This is a genomic window from Fictibacillus barbaricus (assembly GCF_031457135.1).
Lineage (GTDB): Bacteria > Bacillota > Bacilli > Bacillales > Fictibacillaceae > Fictibacillus > Fictibacillus barbaricus_A.
This window is the reverse complement of record NZ_JAVDWA010000001.1, coordinates 286,416-302,565: the sequence shown is the minus strand read 5'-3', so window position 1 is coordinate 302,565 and position 16,150 is coordinate 286,416. Positions and strand designations below refer to the sequence as shown.

Sequence of the window (16,150 nt, the reverse complement as noted above, 5' to 3'; positions counted from 1 at the left end):
TCATTATCGACGAGACATCCTTTTTTAATCCCAAGTCATGATGATGGGCTTTGCCATTGAAGACAAAAAACTGACAGAACACGCCTCTGTCAGCTTTTGTTTAAATTCAAAGTGTGCAGATATTTTACTTCTACACATACCTCATTTTCGAATATGGTGTCCAGTAATGAAATGCTTGTGAGTTCCCCTTGAAAAGGTTCAACCCATTCTGCACAGCAATCAAATGCTTTTACCAAGTTTTCATGTGACAAATGGCTGGCAATCGTACAATGCGGAACCCATTGACTTGGTGCGTACAGGGATTTCGGATTAACCCATTTTTTAAAATGTTCGTGATAGCGATTATGAAATTCAGTTAAAACGCGATCCTTTGTTGGGGCCAAAAACAGCGTACCACTGCTCAGAAACATCCCCAGAGAAGGATAAAACACAGGAAGGACCTGTTCGCTTTGAAAGTACGTATTCATCTGATCTTGGAATACCTTAATATCTAATTCCTCATGAGTCGCTAAGGTGACATGCGGCTGCATGTCATAATCTGAGATAGATGCCTGCTTCAGCTTTTCCCGCCACGTATTGATCTTTTCTTCTGATTCTTTATCCAAATGAGCAATGATTGCGTACATGTGATCCCCCTCTTTTTGAGTAATTATACACGATTGTAAAAGTTAGTAAATACTATTAATTGTTTTTTCTGTAGTCGGATACTGTCCAAAAAAAATAGGCTAATCCAGCCCAAACCATAAACTTGTACGTTTAATAAATTGTTCTTGTAGAGAAGGAGGTGGGTTAGATGGGATTTAAGTGTCACGGTAACAGCTTTGCTTTAATCGTAGTACTATTTATCTTGTTAATCATTGTAGGTGCTTGTTGGTGCGGTGGTTATGACGGCGGTTATGGCGGCGGTTACGGCTATTGCTAATAGAAATGAAATAGCAATTTTCCAAACGCGTTAGAACCTTTTGCTTTTAGCAACCCCTCTTATGATCAACAGAGATAGAGACAGATTAAAGAGAACAGAGAGAAAAAGCCTGCATTCAGACGAGCGCAGGCTTTTACAATGTTTAGACGAAAAATCAAGTACTGCTGATCAACTCGTAAGGATTCATTTTCCATGACTCACTTTTTACCGTTTCCTTATTAGCAATAGCCTGCAAAGTTCTGGATCTCGCATGTGGCCTCGTTATCCAATCTGCAATGTTGTGCTCGTCGATTGCGATGAACCTTGCATCTTGTATTTCCTCTGGTTGAATGACAATCGCTCCTTTTATGTACTTTGCTTTATAAACAACACAAAGAACGTGCTTCGTTGTGTTGTAATAGACCCCTGTAACTCCTAATGGCTGGATTTCAATCCCTGTCTCTTCTAGTACTTCCCTGCGGACTGCTTCTTCCAGAGGTTCTCCCTCCTCCACTTGGCCGCCAGGCATTTCCCATGTATCATTGCGATAGTGCGTTTTTAATAAAAGAGTTTCTCCTTGATCGTTTTGGACAAGTGCTGAAACAGAGATGATATGTTTTGGATGGTTCAAACTAACAGTCCCCTTGTATGTAATTTAGTCACTATTTCTCTATTTACCTGCAAATTTCCTTTATTAGGAATATATTCTCGGATATCGATTGTATGTCTCGTATGACGCGCATATCTTCAACTTTTCCATACTCCCTGCATAAAAAAAGACCCAAAAGTTAACCTTTTTGAGTCTTTTACATATTTATTATGCTTTTGTACGGAAATTCTCTTCAATTTTCTTTATTTCATCTACTACTTCTGTTGATACACCAGACAAATACAATAGCATCGCTAAATGCTCAGGTGTAACATGAGCGCTTCCTAATTCCATTTCTTTAATACGGATACCGTTCTCTTCTTTTTCTACCTCAAGAATAGCTCCGTGAAAACCTGAACTTAAACGCGCTGTTTTTGTTCCCTCTTTCGATTCGTGTACAACAACTCTGAAATCTCCCATGTTGTACTCATTTGAAACTGTACTCATACACTTTCCTCCGTTTGTGTTTTTAATCCTCACAAAGCAAATTATAATACTTTATTTCATAAAACGGGATTAAAATGTGAAAATTTTGTTATTAATGATGCCCAAACATGCTCCAAGTTAGCCTAAACAATTTATTTCAAGTAAGAAAAAAATATTCCAAGAAAACAGTATTTACGAATATCTCCGGTACATGTTATTCCTTAATATGTAAAAAACCTGATGATAAATCTCTGTTTCTATTATTCTAAGAAAAGTAAATATTGAAACTTTTTCCCTCAAAAGATATTTTATTAATATAGGGTCATAAAGTATTCATGATCTCTAAAAAATAAATACATAGGGGAGTTTAACAATGAAAAAATCATTAGCAGTTGTCGCACTCGCAGGAACTTTCGGGCTTGGATCTTTAACAGGTGTTGGCGTCACAAAAGCAGATCTTGAGAAAAGCAGTCAAGAACAAACCGTTATGGCAACAAATTGGTTCCAAACATCGGCAGAAAACAAAGCTTTGCAAATTCAAACTTATAATCAAGCTGCCGAGGAGCTTCAGGAAATGGCGATGCAAGATTACAAGGTTAAGAATGGTCAAATCCAACTCAAGAAGAATCAAATTCGCCCGGCTGTCGTCTTGGACATTGATGAAACCGTTTTAGATAACTCTCCTCACACCGCATGGGCTATTAAAAACAATGCCGCATATCCTGCTGGCTGGTCTGAATGGATTCACATGGCAAAAGCAGAACTTATTCCAGGGTCAAAAGATTTCTTATTAGCTGCCGACAAATTAGGGGTGGAGATTTTCTACGTCTCCAACCGTACAGTCTCAGAAAAAGAAGATACGATGAAAAACTTGAATCTTCACGGTTTACCAAATGTAGACGACAAACATGTATTATTAAAAACAACGACTTCTCAAAAAGGCATCCGCCAGGACGAAATCTCTAAGACTAACAAAATCGTAATGCTCATTGGTGATAACGCGAATGATCTTTCAGATGCTTTTTATAAAGCTGACTTAAAAACTCGTTTTGCAAATGTCGATCAGATCGCTGATGAACTTGGTTCAAAGTATATTCAACTACCAAACCCTATGTACGGTGATTGGGAAGGCGCAATCTATAACTATGATTTCAGTAAAACAGATGACCAAAAAGCTGCAGACCGCTATAACGCTTTAAAACCAATGAAGTAAAAATAAAATGAATTAAGTAAGATGGCCAAAACCACGGTTTTGGCTTCTTTTTTATGGATTTGAGTGCTTAGAAAATCATTTCGAATAGTTATTACCAAAAAAACCGCAGAAGCCACTCTGCGGTTTTACACGACACTTAATGCAAACATTATAAATTCGCGGCCAGCTTCAGATTCGCGACCACTTCAAACTGGTCACTTGCCACCTCGTAAATATGAAAAGAAGGATTACTTTTCAACTCACTCGCAGCTTTACTTGTGCAAAGAATTAATTGATAAACGAGACCTGCGGATTCTTCCTTCTTTACGACTTCTGCAGCAAATGCATCAGGTAAAGGCTCTTTTCCGATTACAACGAGAACCTGCTGGGAATCTTGAGCATTAACATTGCTACTCGCTCTTCGTTCATCGTCCTGCTTAAATAATTTTAGAGTGAAAGGCTGCGGCTGCAATACGTAGGTCAAGTCCTCTACCATCGCACTTGCTGTTGGCAGTTTGCCCGCTCCAGCTCCCTGAATTGTTACTTTTCCTGCCAGACTTGTTTCTACTGTAACTGCATTTTGAACCCCTTCGACACTATATAAGGGATGATGGGCATCTACCAGAACAGGTTTTACTGAAGCGTTAAGCTGTTCACCGGCTTTTCGAATCCGTGCCAAGTGTTTAATCCGATAACCCCACAGCTCGAACAATTCTATCTGTTCCTGAGTGACTTCTGTTATGCCCTGCCTCACAACAGTATCCCAGCTTGGAGCAGCCCCGAAAGAAAGTTCACTTAAGATCATCAGCTTATAAAATGCATCATACCCTTCCACGTCGTTCACTGGATCTGCTTCAGCATATCCAAGTTCCTGAGCAGTCTTTAAGACAACTGGAAACGGCAGCCCCTTTTCTCTTATCGCCGTTAAAATGTAATTCGATGTACCGTTCAAGATCGCTTCAATCGAGCGGATCTCGTTTACTTGCAGAAGCTGTGAAATACTGCGAATGATCGGTGTTCCGCCAGCTGTTGTCGCTTCAAATCCAACTCCAACTCCCTCTTCAATCGCCTTTGCCCGCAGCGTTCTTCCGTATTTTGCAAACATCACTTTGTTCGCTGTTATGACGTGGCACCCTCTTTCAATCGCTTTTGATAAATACGTATATCCCGGCTCTTCGCCGACAATTGCTTCAAAAACAATCTGCAGATCAGGTATTCTTAAGATCTCATCAAAATCGGTTGTAACAAGAACTTCTGCGTCAACGTCTCTTTTTTTCGTACCATCCTTCACGAGAATAGCTTCGATTACGACTTCGTTCCCAAATACAGATTCCAGCTGTTTTTTATGTGTCTTTAGCGCTTCATAAACTCCTTGCCCTACTGTACCGAAGCCAAGCAATGCCGCTTTAATAGGTGCCATATTTCAACCCACTCTCCTGTGATAAAGCCTCTTTTATATAAGGCCCCCATTTATCGAATTCCACTAAAAAACCATCATGGCCAAAATCTGTTTCAATCGAATAAAACGTTCCGAATCGTGTTTGTTTCACAAATTCCTCAATTTCTTCCGGTGGATAAATGAGGTCTCCTGTATAACCGAATGCGTGCACTTCAGCCTGAATCTGAGAAGCTGCTCTTTTCCATCCGCCTAGTTTATCCCCAATATCGTGTGCGTTCATCGCATAAAGGAGGGTTAAATAACTATCAACATTAAAACGAGTGGTCAGCTTCTCTCCTTGATATGTCATATAGGAATCAACTTGGTAGAAAAACTTGCCTTCTGCATCCCCATCACGAATTGTCCGCTGAAATCGGTCATTAAAAAGCTTCGGCTGTCTGTATGTTAAGAGGCCTGCCATTCTCGCAATTTCCAATCCAACCAATCGCTCACCTTCCGTTCGATTTCCCCTCTTATAAACGGGATCATTTTCGATTGCATGAATCGCCAGCCTGTTAAACGCGATTCCATAATCGTTTAAATACGGAGTGGCTGCTAGAACAAACACTTTTTCGATTAAATAAGGAAACTGAACTGCCCATTCCAAGGCTTGCATGCCTCCTAACGAGCCTCCAACTACAGCAGTTAATCTGGGGATTCCTAACCCTTCAAGCGCATACCGTTCAGCACGGACCATGTCTCTTACCGTTACAAATGGAAAGCTCTCTTTATATGGTTTTCTTGTTTCGGAATTGATAGATCCAGGACCCGTGGAGCCGCTGCAGCCGCCGAGTACATTGAATGTTATCACTTGATAAAGATTTGTATCAATATACCGATCAGGTCCGATCAGACCTCTCCACCAGCCAGGTTTTTCTGAGGTCCCGTACGCTTCATGATTTCCAGTAAGTGCATGACAAAGCAGGATTACCGGAGCTTTAGAATTGCCTACTTTTTCATAAGATAACTCTAAGTCTGTTATTAATTGTCCTGATTCCAGCGTAAACTCCCCAAGCTTAACTTTACCGACTTCTCGTGCTGGTTCGATTACATTTTTATAGGTCATTGGCTATCGGCTCTTTTCGGATCATTTTTTTAGTCATCTAATCTCTCCTTTAGGTGAATTTTAGTCATTGTTGAAAAAAGATATGAAAAGCAGAAATAAGGTTTAGGCTTGGAAGTAATGCTGAAGTTTTGGAAGGAGGGAAAAAATAAAGAACCCCCTTCCTAAGAAGAGGGTTGGATGTCCTCCTCTTATCTTTCAGACCAAATATGATCTGTAGGAATTGGCACCTTTCCAAACCGTTGTGGTCTGTTGGTTGCCGGGCTTCATCGGGCCTAGTCCCTCCGCCTCTCTGGATAAGAGATATGTTTTTATATGTTTTAACACGTTAATATAAAGATGTTTGTTTTGTTCTTGAATAGGATTATAGGGTATCTCGTTTTTGAATGTCAACTATTTTTAGAAAAATCTTAAAAGTCATTCAAAAGTCTCATATTGCGTAATGGATTAAATTAAGATTATGAATGCAATATGCTGGTTATGCCAATTTTGTTCCAGTTCGATCGGCATTCCAATTAAATTCTTCAATTCTTTTAACAAGGACAGGAATTCTGTTTGCAATCGCCTCTTTTTCGCCGTAACGAATTTTCTGTTCTGACGTCATTTCACTGTGCAATATTTTGAATTGAAAAGCGGTCAAGCTTGTCAGTTTGATAAATTCCTCTTGTTTCACCCGTTTCTTTACATCAGCATCACCATTACAATAGCCTTCCATAAAACCATCAGCTATTGTTTCCAGCTTCCCCTCAAATCGATTGAACTGATGCTTTGCATAACGTGGTGAATTAAAGAAAGTTGCATAAAGGGAGTTATAATTGTTCATAAAATTACCTGCTAACGAATCTCCGCTGTACAAAAGCGGTACAGGATCGATTAAACATACTCTTCCATCAGCATGAAGCAATATATTTTCAGGAGAAGTATCCTGGTTCGCAAGTACAATCTTAGATTCATCAAGTTCCCTATTTTTCATGCATTCTTCGAGTTGAACCATTGTTGCTGGATGAACATACTGATCATAATTTTGGATAAACTCTTTAAAGTCGTTTAAGTACTCTTCATTTTCTTCTTTCATGAACTTTGAAACGCTTGACTGAAACTGACCTTCAATATTTGTACCATTCCATTTAAAGTATCCAAAGCCTTTTAACCCGTGCTGTGCTGTGTTCATGTATCGGAAAAATTCACCAATTTCTGCACCAGCCTGGAAAGCTTCCATGAACGTAAAGTTTTCAAGATTAATCGCTTTTCCAGCATACGATTCAACCGTAAACGTTTTATTCTTTTCAACATAATAGTGGAAAAATTCAGGACAAATACCTGGTTTAACGCTATTTGCCATTTTATAATAAGCTTTCGTGCCTGCATATTCTGCCATATATGCTGTCTCGTCAAATTCAATCTTGTTCCCGTATGCCTCCGGTTTTGGAAACCTTACAACCACAGCTTCTCCAACAGCCAGTTGAACGAGATATGCTTGATGCCATGCACCTTCACCCAAGTATTGAACCTGAGTCGTATCTTTAAGTGATTCAAGACCGCTCTTTTGAAGCGCAAAGTCAATTAAATCAAATGTTTCTTTCATAAATGATCCTCTTTCTCTAATCAATATACTTTTGCTATAAAGATAAATTCGGTATGTGTCGAAAAAAATCCTTTTTTCTTAATTAAAGGAGGTGAAGGATTGAATCATGCATTTGGTCAATTCAGGGGTGTGTGCTTATTTTCTGGATAACCGTTTCTGAATTCGCTCGTATTTTTCTTAATTCTCTCGTATTTCATAAAATGCGCTCGTATATTCAAAATCGAGCTTTCTTAAACAAAAAAACTGGCTATTTCAGGGCGATTTTAGCCTGTTTAGCCAGTTTCTTATTAATCTACATATGTTACAATTTCTTCTACAGCTTTTCGAGCGAGTTTTTTCGGCTGATCTTGCGGGTGACCAAGTGAGATCACCATGTTGATCTGCTTTTGAGCAGGAATCTCTAAATATTCTCGAATGGCATCTTGAGCAAGAAGAACAGGACCCGTCATCGGACATGTACCAAGACCGCGTGCATGTGCAGCCAGCATCAGATTTTGAATCGCTAAGCAGCTGCTCTTAATGCCTTCTTCTTCCCAAACAGCCTCTGGCGCCAATTCTATCGGATCAAAGATTTTTTCTCTGAACTTGGACTCATAAGGGGTTGCTAAACAGATGATTAACACCGGTGCACCTGAAAATGCTGTTGCATAAGGTCCGAATGAACGCGTAAGCAATTTTGCTTCCTTTGTCATGCCGTTCTCTTCTGCTTTTGCTGCAAGCTTATGAATGCCGTCCCATGTCATTTCTTCAATTTTCTTTACTTTATCTTTATTGCGAATCACAATGAATTCCCATGTTTGTGAGTTCGTATCACTCGGTGCATAACGGGCACAGTCCATAATTTCATGAATATCTTCGTTTGCTACAGACTCATCTGTAAATTTACGTACACTTCTTCTTCCATGGATGATTTCTTTAAAGTCTTCGTATTTCATGCTTGTCTCCTCTGACAAAAAAATAATCAAACTACCTGTATTATACAGAAGTTTGTAAGCAGCTTCAAAAAACAATCAAAAACAGTGCGGAATCACACTGTTTTAGCTTCACTCGCATGTACTGATATCTGCTTTTCGACAAATGAGCGGACTTCTTCTTCAACCTTCTTCTTGATGATAAATTCGACCATTGTTTGATCTGCGTGAAAACGGACAAGTCCCCAGCTCGGATACCCAGGGTTGTCAGCTTGAAGATCTGTAATCCACTCAACTGATTTGATTTGGTTCCAGCGATAGAATCTTGTAGCTGATACGATTCCATGTTTTCCAAGAACACCTCGGGACAGCTGTGAAAAAAATAAAACAATAAGGATAACGATAAAAGTAATCATAAGAAAGTTTACAGCGAACCATAGTTTAAAGAGGCCTAAGCCTTGGGTTAGTATGGTCAATAAAATGATTTCTTTTGTCCAGAAATTCTTTTGAGTATATTCTCCGCTATAAGATAATTTATAGATAGGGTCAGCCTTTTTCTTATCCTTAACATTTCTGATAATAATAAGGATAATATAGGCTATCCCTAAAGAAATACACAGAAAAAATACTGTATTTATTATAAATTCAAACATACTCTTCTCCCCTATCTCTTTCTAATTATTCAAAAAAACATGGGAAAAGATTCAAAAATTACGCACTTTTCGTTGCAACGGCTATCCCCTCGAGATCAAAAAAATATGACCTTTATACCAAAATAAAAAAAGACGCTACCTTCGAAAAACGCGCGTCATCCCTTTCTATGAGCTGGAATCATCGATAAAACATGAACAAATAGACCCGCAGCCAAACCAGCGACTATATCAGCTATGTAGTGAATGCCGAGTTTCACCCTGCTTAAGCCAATCATCAGAATAAATAATGCATATATCCATCCAGCCCAAACACGTTTCCACAAACCTGTTAAAAACAAGAGAAGGCTGTAGAAAGCAGCAGCGTTCATCGTATGTGCACTTGGATAGCCATATTTGCTTGCCTCAACAAGTCTTTCCCATTCAGGAGGTTTTCTTTTAAACAATTGTTTAAAAAGAAAATTTAACACCCTAATGCCAATCACGTTTAATAGGATAGATTTGCTCTTATACATCTCATTTGAACGTTTGTAACTAAAATACAGCATCACACCTAATGGCACTGTAAAAAAACCAGAGCCAAGTCTCGAGAATAAAAGCATCACTGGGTTTGAGAAAGTTTTCGTACGATAGATGGACCCGCTGCATCTTTTGTCCAATGAATAAAATAATTCATTGTTTCTTACTGCAGTTAGTAGTACAAAGATTAAGCCTGAAATCAGCAAAGTGAATAAACGAGATGAAGAATCATATTTCTTTTTGGTGCGGAACGTCATAAATAAACTCACCTGACTTATCTAGCATAGTGTGTTTATTTTTTCCATGACCTAAAATTCTATTCGAATAAAAAAGGACACCATTATCGGCGTCCTTAAAAGCTATTTTCTTTCTGCCATAACGATGATTTTTCCATCCTCTAAGTCCTGCATATAACGTTCAGCATCTGCTTCAGAAACATCCATTTTTAAGAGAACTTCCTTCATGCCTTCATCTCCATCATCAAACATGGATGCAAAAGGGCCTGCTGCTAATAGCGGACCTACTCCAGGAACACCTAGGCCAGGTACTGCAATCGCTCCTCCAATACCTGTTAAAAAGCCTGCAATCGTCCCGTATGTAGCACTATCTACATCATCATCCTTCACTCTTTCTTCATTTACGTGCGTTTTATTCGAAATATCGTCCAGTACTTCCTCGTCTTTTGCAACAATTGAAATATCGGAAGGACTATATCCTTTTGCGACAAGTTCTTTAATCGCTTCTAATGCTGGCGCTTCACGGTCATATGTACCGATAATATCTTTTTTCATCTGCAATTCCTCCTAAAACTCAGGTCTTAAAAGTAGATTCCCCTGTTAAGAGCGTTTTAAACAGATTGAAAAGCGATACAAATGTTTAAACCTGTTCGAACCACCCTTTTTTCTTAAACCATAATGTCATGAGCAGACCCAGCAAGATCATCATCCCTAAAACATAAAAATACCCGTTTTGAGATTTCAGTTCAGGCATGTTAACAAAATTCATTCCATAGAGCCCTGCGATAAAGGTTAATGGCATGAAAATGGTTGTAATCACAGTCAGTGTCTTCATAATATTATTCATACGGTATGAGTTCAGCGAGATATAATTGTCCCGAATATCTGATGTCATTTCACGTGCTGAGGCCATCATATCAGTTAACCGAAGAAGATGGTCATATATATCATGAAAGTAGGATCTTTCATCTGCATCCAATCCAACCCTCTTGGATTCGAGCATACGATACAGCAGTTCGCGCATAGGTACCACTGTTTTTCTTAATGAAAGCAAATCTGCGCGAATATCGAATATCTGACTGATCAATTTTGGCGCTTCATCGTCCTCGTTGCTTTCGATCGACATTACCCGTTCTTCTAATTGATGCATAATCGGAAAATACATATCAACGAGCTTGTCTATTAATTTATGCAGGAGCTCATTTTTACCGAGTTCCGGGGGTACTTTTTTTAATCCTTTTAAATAGTTCCATACAAAATCCATTTCCGGAACTTTTGTTTTATGAAATGTGACAATCATATTTTTTGTGCTAAATATATCTACCTCGGTAGCCTCTAATGTATTTTCATGTAAGGCATGGACCACGTAAAATAAATGTTCTTCATAAAATTCCACTTTTGGCCGCTGTAAGGAGTTTACACAATCCTCTACAGCAAGCGGATGAAAATTGAAATATGTACGCAGCAAATTCGTTTCTTTTGTCATTGGACTGTCAAAATCGACCCAAACCCAATCAGCCTGAATTTCATCTAAACGCTCGAGTGGCGGATTTATAATTACTTTTTGATCAACTACCGCTATTATACGAATCATTGGCAGCCCTTCTTTCTCTCTTTCTATTATCATTACCCTTTTCTATTTATCTTGTCTACAATAAGTCAGGAATTTATTTTTTAAGAAGATGCACCTCTTCAAAAGGAGTTTGGAATCATTGATACGGGGGCTTTACGTATTGAAGTACATTACGATCCCAAACTCCCTTCCTATACACTGGTATCAGAATTAGGAAGAAAGCAGATGAAACCCGAAAAATTAGTAGAACTTACTGGTTTAACTAACTTAAAGAACAGATAAGAAAAACCTTGGTCCATGTTTTTTATGGCCAAGGTTTTTTATTTATGCTTCTTGCTGAGTAGACTCCAAAAGAGGTTCATACATCATAATCGCATGATTTTCTGTTACATATTCATCATCTATTTGCTTCTTTTGTTTATTAAACACTTTACGATAGATAAGGTTATGACGAAGATAACCACCCCAATAGGCAGGCGTGATCCAATGTTCCTTTTCATAAACGTGATAGCTGTGGAGTTCTTCGTTTTCCGTACGCCACTCTCCGACAAGATGTGTATCTGTTAAGTAAAGATAAAGCTGATACGTTTGATTCGTATTGTTTTGTATTTGAAGATCCAGGTAATTGTAGGCGCAAGTTGCACCGCTTCCGAAAGGCTGTGTTCGTTTCGAATCTGGGAACACATCATAACTGTGCCGGTGACGTTCTGTTACCGTTAATGGAGTGTGCAGCGTCATCCAGTAGATGAGGTTAGAAAGCTGGCATAATCCCCCGCCAATCCCCTTTTGAAAGGTTCCATAAAAAAGAACCATTCCTTCCACATACCCTTTAGCTTTAGTCGTTGTTCCGATCCGTTTCCAATACGAAAATGTCTCACCTGGTTTAATGAGGATTCCATCCAGCTTTTGAATGGCAATCTTGAGGTTATTTACTTTATTGTGCTGATACCACATGTCCACATCTTTCAGTTTACGAAGCAATACAGTTCTGTGCGAAAAGCTTATATAAGGAAGTTTTTCGCTTTTTGTGGTTTTCGCGTACTTCTTCTTGTCTGTATACCACTCTATGTATCGTTTCATTCTGTAGTAAGCTTTCCCGAGAGAAATCCGAAATGCCGAACGCTTTTTCGGACGAAGTTCAAAATGATTCATCTCATGCCCCCTTTTGCTCAATTTCAGCGCGGGAAATAAATTGTTTGGGGTCAGACCCCATTTCCCAACAATATGTAATTCTTTACTTATGATAATATTTCCTTTGATTTTTGTAGTATATTGGATGTATTGTAGAGTAGTTCACTTTATGAAATTTTATGATTTAGCAATTTTATTTGTTAATGGTTTGGAGGTGTTGGGATGTTTGACAAAACGTTTTATCAAATGAATACCGTGTTCATCAGCATCCTGATCGAATCACTGCCTTTTGTTCTTATAGGTGTGCTTATCGCTGGTATCATTCAAATGTTTGTTACTGAGGAAATGGTGGCACGCATCATCCCAAAAAATAAAATATTAGCTGTCTTATTCGGAACAGTTATCGGTGCTATTTTTCCAGCGTGTGAGTGCGGAATCGTTCCGATTACACGCAAACTGATCGCAAAAGGTGTACCCTCTTATGCAGCAATTCCATTTATGCTGACAGGTCCAGTCATTAATCCCGTCGTGCTGTTCTCTACGTACGTTGCATTCGGAAATCAATGGAATGTTATGATTTACCGAGGTGGCCTGGCGATGATTGTGGCGATGCTCGTTGGGTTTATCCTATCGATACAATTCAAGAACACAAATGTTCTTAAAAATGAAACAGCTGCTTTCTCGGACAACCACGTTCACAATGAAACAGCAGCCACTGTAGAAACGGTTACGGAACCGAAATTACCACTTTCAAGCAAGATTACGGGTACACTCGTTCACGCTGTTGAAGAATTTTTCTCTGTAGGAAAATACTTAGTCATCGGTGCATTAATCGCAGCAAGCATGCAGACGTATGTGAAAACTTCAACGTTATTAGATATCGGACAAGGTCAAGTTTCATCATCACTTGTTATGATGGGCTTAGCTTTTGTATTATCACTTTGTTCAGAAGCAGATGCATTTATTGCGTCTTCCTTCCAAAGTACATTTACGATCGGTTCAATTGTTGCGTTTCTAGTAATGGGACCGATGCTTGATATTAAAAACGTGTTGATGATGCTTGGCGCTTTTAAGAAAAAGCTTGTCTTTAGTTTAATCTCATATATTACCGTACTCGTCTTAATCGGGTCATTATTCTTTTAAGAAGGAGGTGCCTAACTTATGATACGTATTCTCATATTAACCGGCTTTACATTTTTGTTTATGCACCTTCATGCAACTGGACACATTACTAGATATATCAATATGAAGTATTCTTATATTTCGTTCTCAGCTATTTTCATACTCGGATTGCTGACTCTTGTTCAGTTCTATATTTATGCTAAAGGGGATGATGACGGCCATCATCATCATGATGGAGATTCATGTGCGTTACCGGATTGCGGCCATGACCATAAGAAACCATCTCGCATAAAAAGTATATTCATTAGTATCGTACTTATTTTCCCGATCATATCAGGGTTGTTTTTCCCAATTGCTTCCCTTGATGCCGCAACAGTCAAAACGAAAGGCTTTCATTTTAAAGGTGTCGAGAACAAAGATGATTATGGCCAGCATCAGTTTTTAAAACCTGACAGAAGCGTTTTCTACGGAGAAGACGGTTATCGCAGCATCATGGATAAGGAAAAGAAACCTTTTGTGAAAGATAAAAAATTACAGCTTAATGATGCCAATTATTTAAAAGCAATGGAAAGTATCTATTATGAACCAAGTCTTTTCACGAGCAAAGATATTCAATTCAATGGATTTACCTACAATGGTGAAGACCAAACAAAAAACAATCAGCTATTTCTCTTACGATTCGGTATCATCCATTGTATTGCCGACTCTGGAGTCTTTGGAATGATGGTCGAATTCCCTAAAGGAACCAAATTCCCTGATAATAAATGGATAAAGATTGATGGAGAAATCCAAACGATGTATTACCAGCCATTTAAATCAAACATCCCATATGTTAAGGTAAAAAGCTGGAAAGCCATAGATAAACCAAAAGAAGAATACGTCTATAGAAAAAACTAAGAAAACCGGATGCTTTTGTCCGGTTTTTTATTTGATTCAAATGATTTATTGAACATTTTGTTCTTTAATTAGCGCAACGACGATTTCCCCGATCTGTCTGCCTAATGATAATCCTTCATCATTATCCACCTTAAAATGGACTCCTGCATACAAACGTGACAATGCGCATTCTTCCATGATTTGATGAATCCTCATACTCTCTTGCGGAAAATAATAACTCAATATTACTTCAGTGCAACCCGCCATCGTTGCATGTGCAGATGGATAACCGGGAAAGCGCGGTGTGAATAAAACGGTCTTCATGTTCCAGTCATATTGACACGGTCTGGCGACATCCCATAAATATTTAAAATACCAAGTGATTACAAAAACATCATTTATTGCTGCTTGATACATACCCATTAGTCTTGCAGCACTTGTTGATCCAATACCATACGTTTCCATTAAGTTATAAATGATCGGTGTGACCTTTCTGCTAACTTCTCCTGTTCCCCAATATTGCGCTATCTGTATTTGCTGCGGCGTTATATTACGCATTGTATTTTGAACAATAATGAGTTCGCTTGCCCAATCTATCAAGTTTGGGTTTCTGATTTTCCAATTGACCGGCTTTCCAAAAGGATCAAAGAACTTCTGACCTCTTCTCGTAAAAAAGAACATCGGCCAAGATCCAGCTTGAGGTGTAACTGGATTTAAAGGCGGATATTGTTCTCCCGCATATGGATGCTCAGACCATTTTAAATAATCCCTTTCCATGGCGGTCCCCCTTTTTCTTCGTATCCCACTCTCACATCATATGAAATAGAAGAAAAAGAATAGAACACATATATGAATAGGTTTATGGTTTAACCAACATTTTTTAAATTATCATCTGAATTAAACAAATAGCCGTTTCGGTAAGTAAAGAAGCTTCATAGTATAATGTAAAGTTGGCCAAGCATAACCGCTTATGGCTGGCTTTTTTTAAATGGAAGTTGGTGAACGATTTTGAAAAACGTTGTAAAGAATAATGTTACCTTTATCGTATCCTCCTCTGAACAGTTCGCATCATTTTGGAATATGATCTTTCCTAACCATTGGGAAAATTTCACCTTTGAGGTGCTGGATCATTACTTGCATCCTGAAAAAAATTATTTAGATATTGGGGCATGGATAGGTCCAACCGTTCTTTATGCTGCAAACAAAGCAAACCATACTTTTGCTATAGAACCTGATCCTATAGCCTTTCAAGAGCTAGATAAGAACATCAAATACAACTCCTCCACAGAAGAAAAAATCACGATTATTAACAAAGCTTTATCCCATAAATCAGGGACCAAAAAATTGTTTAAAAGAGTGCGTTTTGGAGATTCAAGCTCCAGCTTAATACCGACCTTATCAGAAGACTTTCATCATGTTTCTGTCTTTACGATGAAAGAATTAATAAGAGAATTCGGGGTAGCAAATCTTTCCTTAATTAAAATGGATATTGAAGGTGGAGAATATATTTTAGTTCCTGCAATAAGAAGCTATTTGAAGAAACACAAAGTTCCTCTCTATTTATCTCTTCATCCAAACTTCTTAAAAAGTTTCCTCGAAAAAAAATGCTCAAAAGAAAAAGAACGAAAAAAATCTTATCAAAAATTCATTAATCGATTTGTAAATAGTCTGGATATATATGAATTTATTTACGATTCCACCGGCAAGCAAATCGAAACCAAAAACATCCTGCAACTATTCATGAACCTTGAGGAACCAGCAGAGTTCCTTTTTACAACAACACAATGGAACAAAAAATAAGACAGGGGTCTGTCCCGGGTCAGACCCGGGACAGACCCCTGTAACATTTTACACTTTTCAATCCCTCTTCTATTTGGT

General features: G+C 38.4%; 18 protein-coding genes and 1 riboswitch. Of the genes, 5 read left to right on the top strand and 13 right to left on the bottom strand.

What is annotated here, in order from left to right; all coding sequences use genetic code 11:
- Positions 1 to 89 precede the first annotated feature (89 nt).
- Positions 90 to 626 carry a 2'-5' RNA ligase family protein gene (locus J2X07_RS01565; RefSeq protein ID WP_310255874.1) on the bottom strand — a complete coding sequence of 179 codons (537 nt, stop codon included), beginning with the start codon at positions 624 to 626 and terminating at the stop codon, positions 90 to 92.
- Between the two features lie 167 nt (positions 627 to 793).
- Between J2X07_RS01565 and J2X07_RS01560 the strand changes: the two genes are divergently transcribed.
- A complete protein-coding gene (locus J2X07_RS01560) occupies positions 794 to 922 on the top strand; it encodes a YjcZ family sporulation protein (protein ID WP_310255873.1) in 129 nt (42 codons plus the stop codon).
- Positions 923 to 1,076: 154 nt separating this feature from the next.
- Here J2X07_RS01560 and J2X07_RS01555 read toward each other — a convergent pair whose 3' ends face one another.
- Positions 1,077 to 1,532, bottom strand: coding sequence for an NUDIX hydrolase (locus J2X07_RS01555; protein WP_310255872.1), 456 nt, complete (start codon positions 1,530 to 1,532; stop codon positions 1,077 to 1,079).
- 186 nt (positions 1,533 to 1,718) lie between these two features.
- Positions 1,719 to 1,997: a hypothetical protein gene (locus J2X07_RS01550; protein ID WP_310255871.1), complete on the bottom strand. Its 279-nt coding sequence runs from the start codon at positions 1,995 to 1,997 to the stop codon at positions 1,719 to 1,721.
- A gap of 352 nt (positions 1,998 to 2,349) precedes the next feature.
- Here J2X07_RS01550 and J2X07_RS01545 point away from each other — a divergent pair, with 352 nt between their 5' ends.
- Positions 2,350 to 3,189, top strand: a complete 840-nt coding sequence (locus J2X07_RS01545; protein ID WP_310255866.1) for a 5'-nucleotidase, lipoprotein e(P4) family — start codon at positions 2,350 to 2,352, stop codon at positions 3,187 to 3,189.
- Positions 3,190 to 3,337: 148 nt separating this feature from the next.
- On the opposite strand, the gene J2X07_RS01540 is transcribed toward J2X07_RS01545, so the two are convergent.
- From J2X07_RS01540 to J2X07_RS01500, 9 genes are all read right to left on the bottom strand, one after another.
- Positions 3,338 to 4,588: a homoserine dehydrogenase gene (locus tag J2X07_RS01540; RefSeq protein WP_310255865.1), complete on the bottom strand. Its 1,251-nt coding sequence runs from the start codon at positions 4,586 to 4,588 to the stop codon at positions 3,338 to 3,340.
- Positions 4,575 to 5,672, bottom strand: a complete 1,098-nt coding sequence (gene metX, locus J2X07_RS01535) for a homoserine O-acetyltransferase MetX (protein WP_310255863.1) — start codon at positions 5,670 to 5,672, stop codon at positions 4,575 to 4,577. Before metX ends, J2X07_RS01540 begins: the two co-directional genes overlap by 14 nt.
- A gap of 185 nt (positions 5,673 to 5,857) precedes the next feature.
- Positions 5,858 to 5,972: riboswitch (SAM riboswitch) on the bottom strand.
- 175 nt (positions 5,973 to 6,147) lie between these two features.
- Complete coding sequence (locus J2X07_RS01530) at positions 6,148 to 7,254, bottom strand: hypothetical protein (RefSeq protein ID WP_310255861.1); 1,107 nt, start codon at positions 7,252 to 7,254, stop codon at positions 6,148 to 6,150.
- A gap of 287 nt (positions 7,255 to 7,541) precedes the next feature.
- Positions 7,542 to 8,189 (bottom strand): nitroreductase family protein, encoded by a 648-nt coding sequence (locus J2X07_RS01525; RefSeq protein ID WP_310255859.1) that lies wholly within the window; start codon positions 8,187 to 8,189, stop codon positions 7,542 to 7,544.
- A gap of 92 nt (positions 8,190 to 8,281) precedes the next feature.
- Positions 8,282 to 8,818: a hypothetical protein gene (locus J2X07_RS01520; RefSeq protein WP_310255857.1), complete on the bottom strand. Its 537-nt coding sequence runs from the start codon at positions 8,816 to 8,818 to the stop codon at positions 8,282 to 8,284.
- A 155-nt stretch (positions 8,819 to 8,973) separates the two neighbouring features.
- Positions 8,974 to 9,591 (bottom strand): phosphatase PAP2 family protein, encoded by a 618-nt coding sequence (locus tag J2X07_RS01515; protein WP_310255856.1) that lies wholly within the window; start codon positions 9,589 to 9,591, stop codon positions 8,974 to 8,976.
- Between the two features lie 102 nt (positions 9,592 to 9,693).
- Positions 9,694 to 10,125, bottom strand: coding sequence for a general stress protein (locus tag J2X07_RS01510; RefSeq protein WP_310255854.1), 432 nt, complete (start codon positions 10,123 to 10,125; stop codon positions 9,694 to 9,696).
- Positions 10,126 to 10,210: 85 nt separating this feature from the next.
- Positions 10,211 to 11,164, bottom strand: a complete 954-nt coding sequence (gene corA / locus J2X07_RS01505) for a magnesium/cobalt transporter CorA (RefSeq protein ID WP_310255852.1) — start codon at positions 11,162 to 11,164, stop codon at positions 10,211 to 10,213.
- Between the two features lie 303 nt (positions 11,165 to 11,467).
- Positions 11,468 to 12,295 (bottom strand): VanW family protein, encoded by an 828-nt coding sequence (locus J2X07_RS01500; RefSeq protein WP_310255851.1) that lies wholly within the window; start codon positions 12,293 to 12,295, stop codon positions 11,468 to 11,470.
- Between the two features lie 201 nt (positions 12,296 to 12,496).
- Between J2X07_RS01500 and J2X07_RS01495 the strand changes: the two genes are divergently transcribed.
- Together J2X07_RS01495 and J2X07_RS01490 are read left to right on the top strand one after the other, a co-directional pair.
- Positions 12,497 to 13,417: a permease gene (locus J2X07_RS01495; protein ID WP_310255850.1), complete on the top strand. Its 921-nt coding sequence runs from the start codon at positions 12,497 to 12,499 to the stop codon at positions 13,415 to 13,417.
- A gap of 18 nt (positions 13,418 to 13,435) precedes the next feature.
- The gene (locus tag J2X07_RS01490) at positions 13,436 to 14,293 is read left to right on the top strand and encodes a TIGR03943 family putative permease subunit (protein ID WP_310255849.1); all 858 of its coding nucleotides are present in this window, start codon (positions 13,436 to 13,438) and stop codon (positions 14,291 to 14,293) included.
- A gap of 45 nt (positions 14,294 to 14,338) precedes the next feature.
- Here the strand turns inward: J2X07_RS01490 and J2X07_RS01485 are convergent, their stop codons facing one another.
- Positions 14,339 to 15,049, bottom strand: coding sequence for a vanadium-dependent haloperoxidase (locus tag J2X07_RS01485; RefSeq protein ID WP_310255847.1), 711 nt, complete (start codon positions 15,047 to 15,049; stop codon positions 14,339 to 14,341).
- A gap of 231 nt (positions 15,050 to 15,280) precedes the next feature.
- Here J2X07_RS01485 and J2X07_RS01480 point away from each other — a divergent pair, with 231 nt between their 5' ends.
- Entirely contained in the window at positions 15,281 to 16,072 is a 792-nt protein-coding gene (locus tag J2X07_RS01480; protein WP_310255845.1) for an FkbM family methyltransferase, read from the top strand.
- Positions 16,073 to 16,150 lie beyond the last annotated feature (78 nt).

Bases quoted from the DNA above. Each gene is read 5' to 3' on its own strand.
- J2X07_RS01550 (WP_310255871.1), bottom strand. From the start codon at position 1,997: ATGAGTACAGTTTCAAATGAGTACAACATGGGAGATTTCAGAGTTGTT.
- J2X07_RS01545 (WP_310255866.1), top strand. From the start codon at position 2,350: ATGAAAAAATCATTAGCAGTTGTCGCACTCGCAGGAACTTTCGGGCTT.
- J2X07_RS01540 (WP_310255865.1), bottom strand. From the start codon at position 4,588: ATGGCACCTATTAAAGCGGCATTGCTTGGCTTCGGTACAGTAGGGCAA.
- J2X07_RS01530 (WP_310255861.1), bottom strand. From the start codon at position 7,254: ATGAAAGAAACATTTGATTTAATTGACTTTGCGCTTCAAAAGAGCGGT.
- J2X07_RS01520 (WP_310255857.1), bottom strand. From the start codon at position 8,818: ATGTTTGAATTTATAATAAATACAGTATTTTTTCTGTGTATTTCTTTA.
- J2X07_RS01515 (WP_310255856.1), bottom strand. From the start codon at position 9,591: ATGACGTTCCGCACCAAAAAGAAATATGATTCTTCATCTCGTTTATTC.
- J2X07_RS01485 (WP_310255847.1), bottom strand. From the start codon at position 15,049: ATGGAAAGGGATTATTTAAAATGGTCTGAGCATCCATATGCGGGAGAA.
- J2X07_RS01525 (WP_310255859.1), bottom strand. From the start codon at position 8,189: ATGAAATACGAAGACTTTAAAGAAATCATCCATGGAAGAAGAAGTGTA.
- corA (WP_310255852.1), bottom strand. From the start codon at position 11,164: ATGATTCGTATAATAGCGGTAGTTGATCAAAAAGTAATTATAAATCCG.
- J2X07_RS01495 (WP_310255850.1), top strand. From the start codon at position 12,497: ATGTTTGACAAAACGTTTTATCAAATGAATACCGTGTTCATCAGCATC.
- J2X07_RS01510 (WP_310255854.1), bottom strand. From the start codon at position 10,125: ATGAAAAAAGATATTATCGGTACATATGACCGTGAAGCGCCAGCATTA.
- J2X07_RS01490 (WP_310255849.1), top strand. From the start codon at position 13,436: ATGATACGTATTCTCATATTAACCGGCTTTACATTTTTGTTTATGCAC.
- J2X07_RS01565 (WP_310255874.1), bottom strand. From the start codon at position 626: ATGTACGCAATCATTGCTCATTTGGATAAAGAATCAGAAGAAAAGATC.
- J2X07_RS01560 (WP_310255873.1), top strand. From the start codon at position 794: ATGGGATTTAAGTGTCACGGTAACAGCTTTGCTTTAATCGTAGTACTA.
- metX (WP_310255863.1), bottom strand. From the start codon at position 5,672: ATGACCTATAAAAATGTAATCGAACCAGCACGAGAAGTCGGTAAAGTT.
- J2X07_RS01500 (WP_310255851.1), bottom strand. From the start codon at position 12,295: ATGAATCATTTTGAACTTCGTCCGAAAAAGCGTTCGGCATTTCGGATT.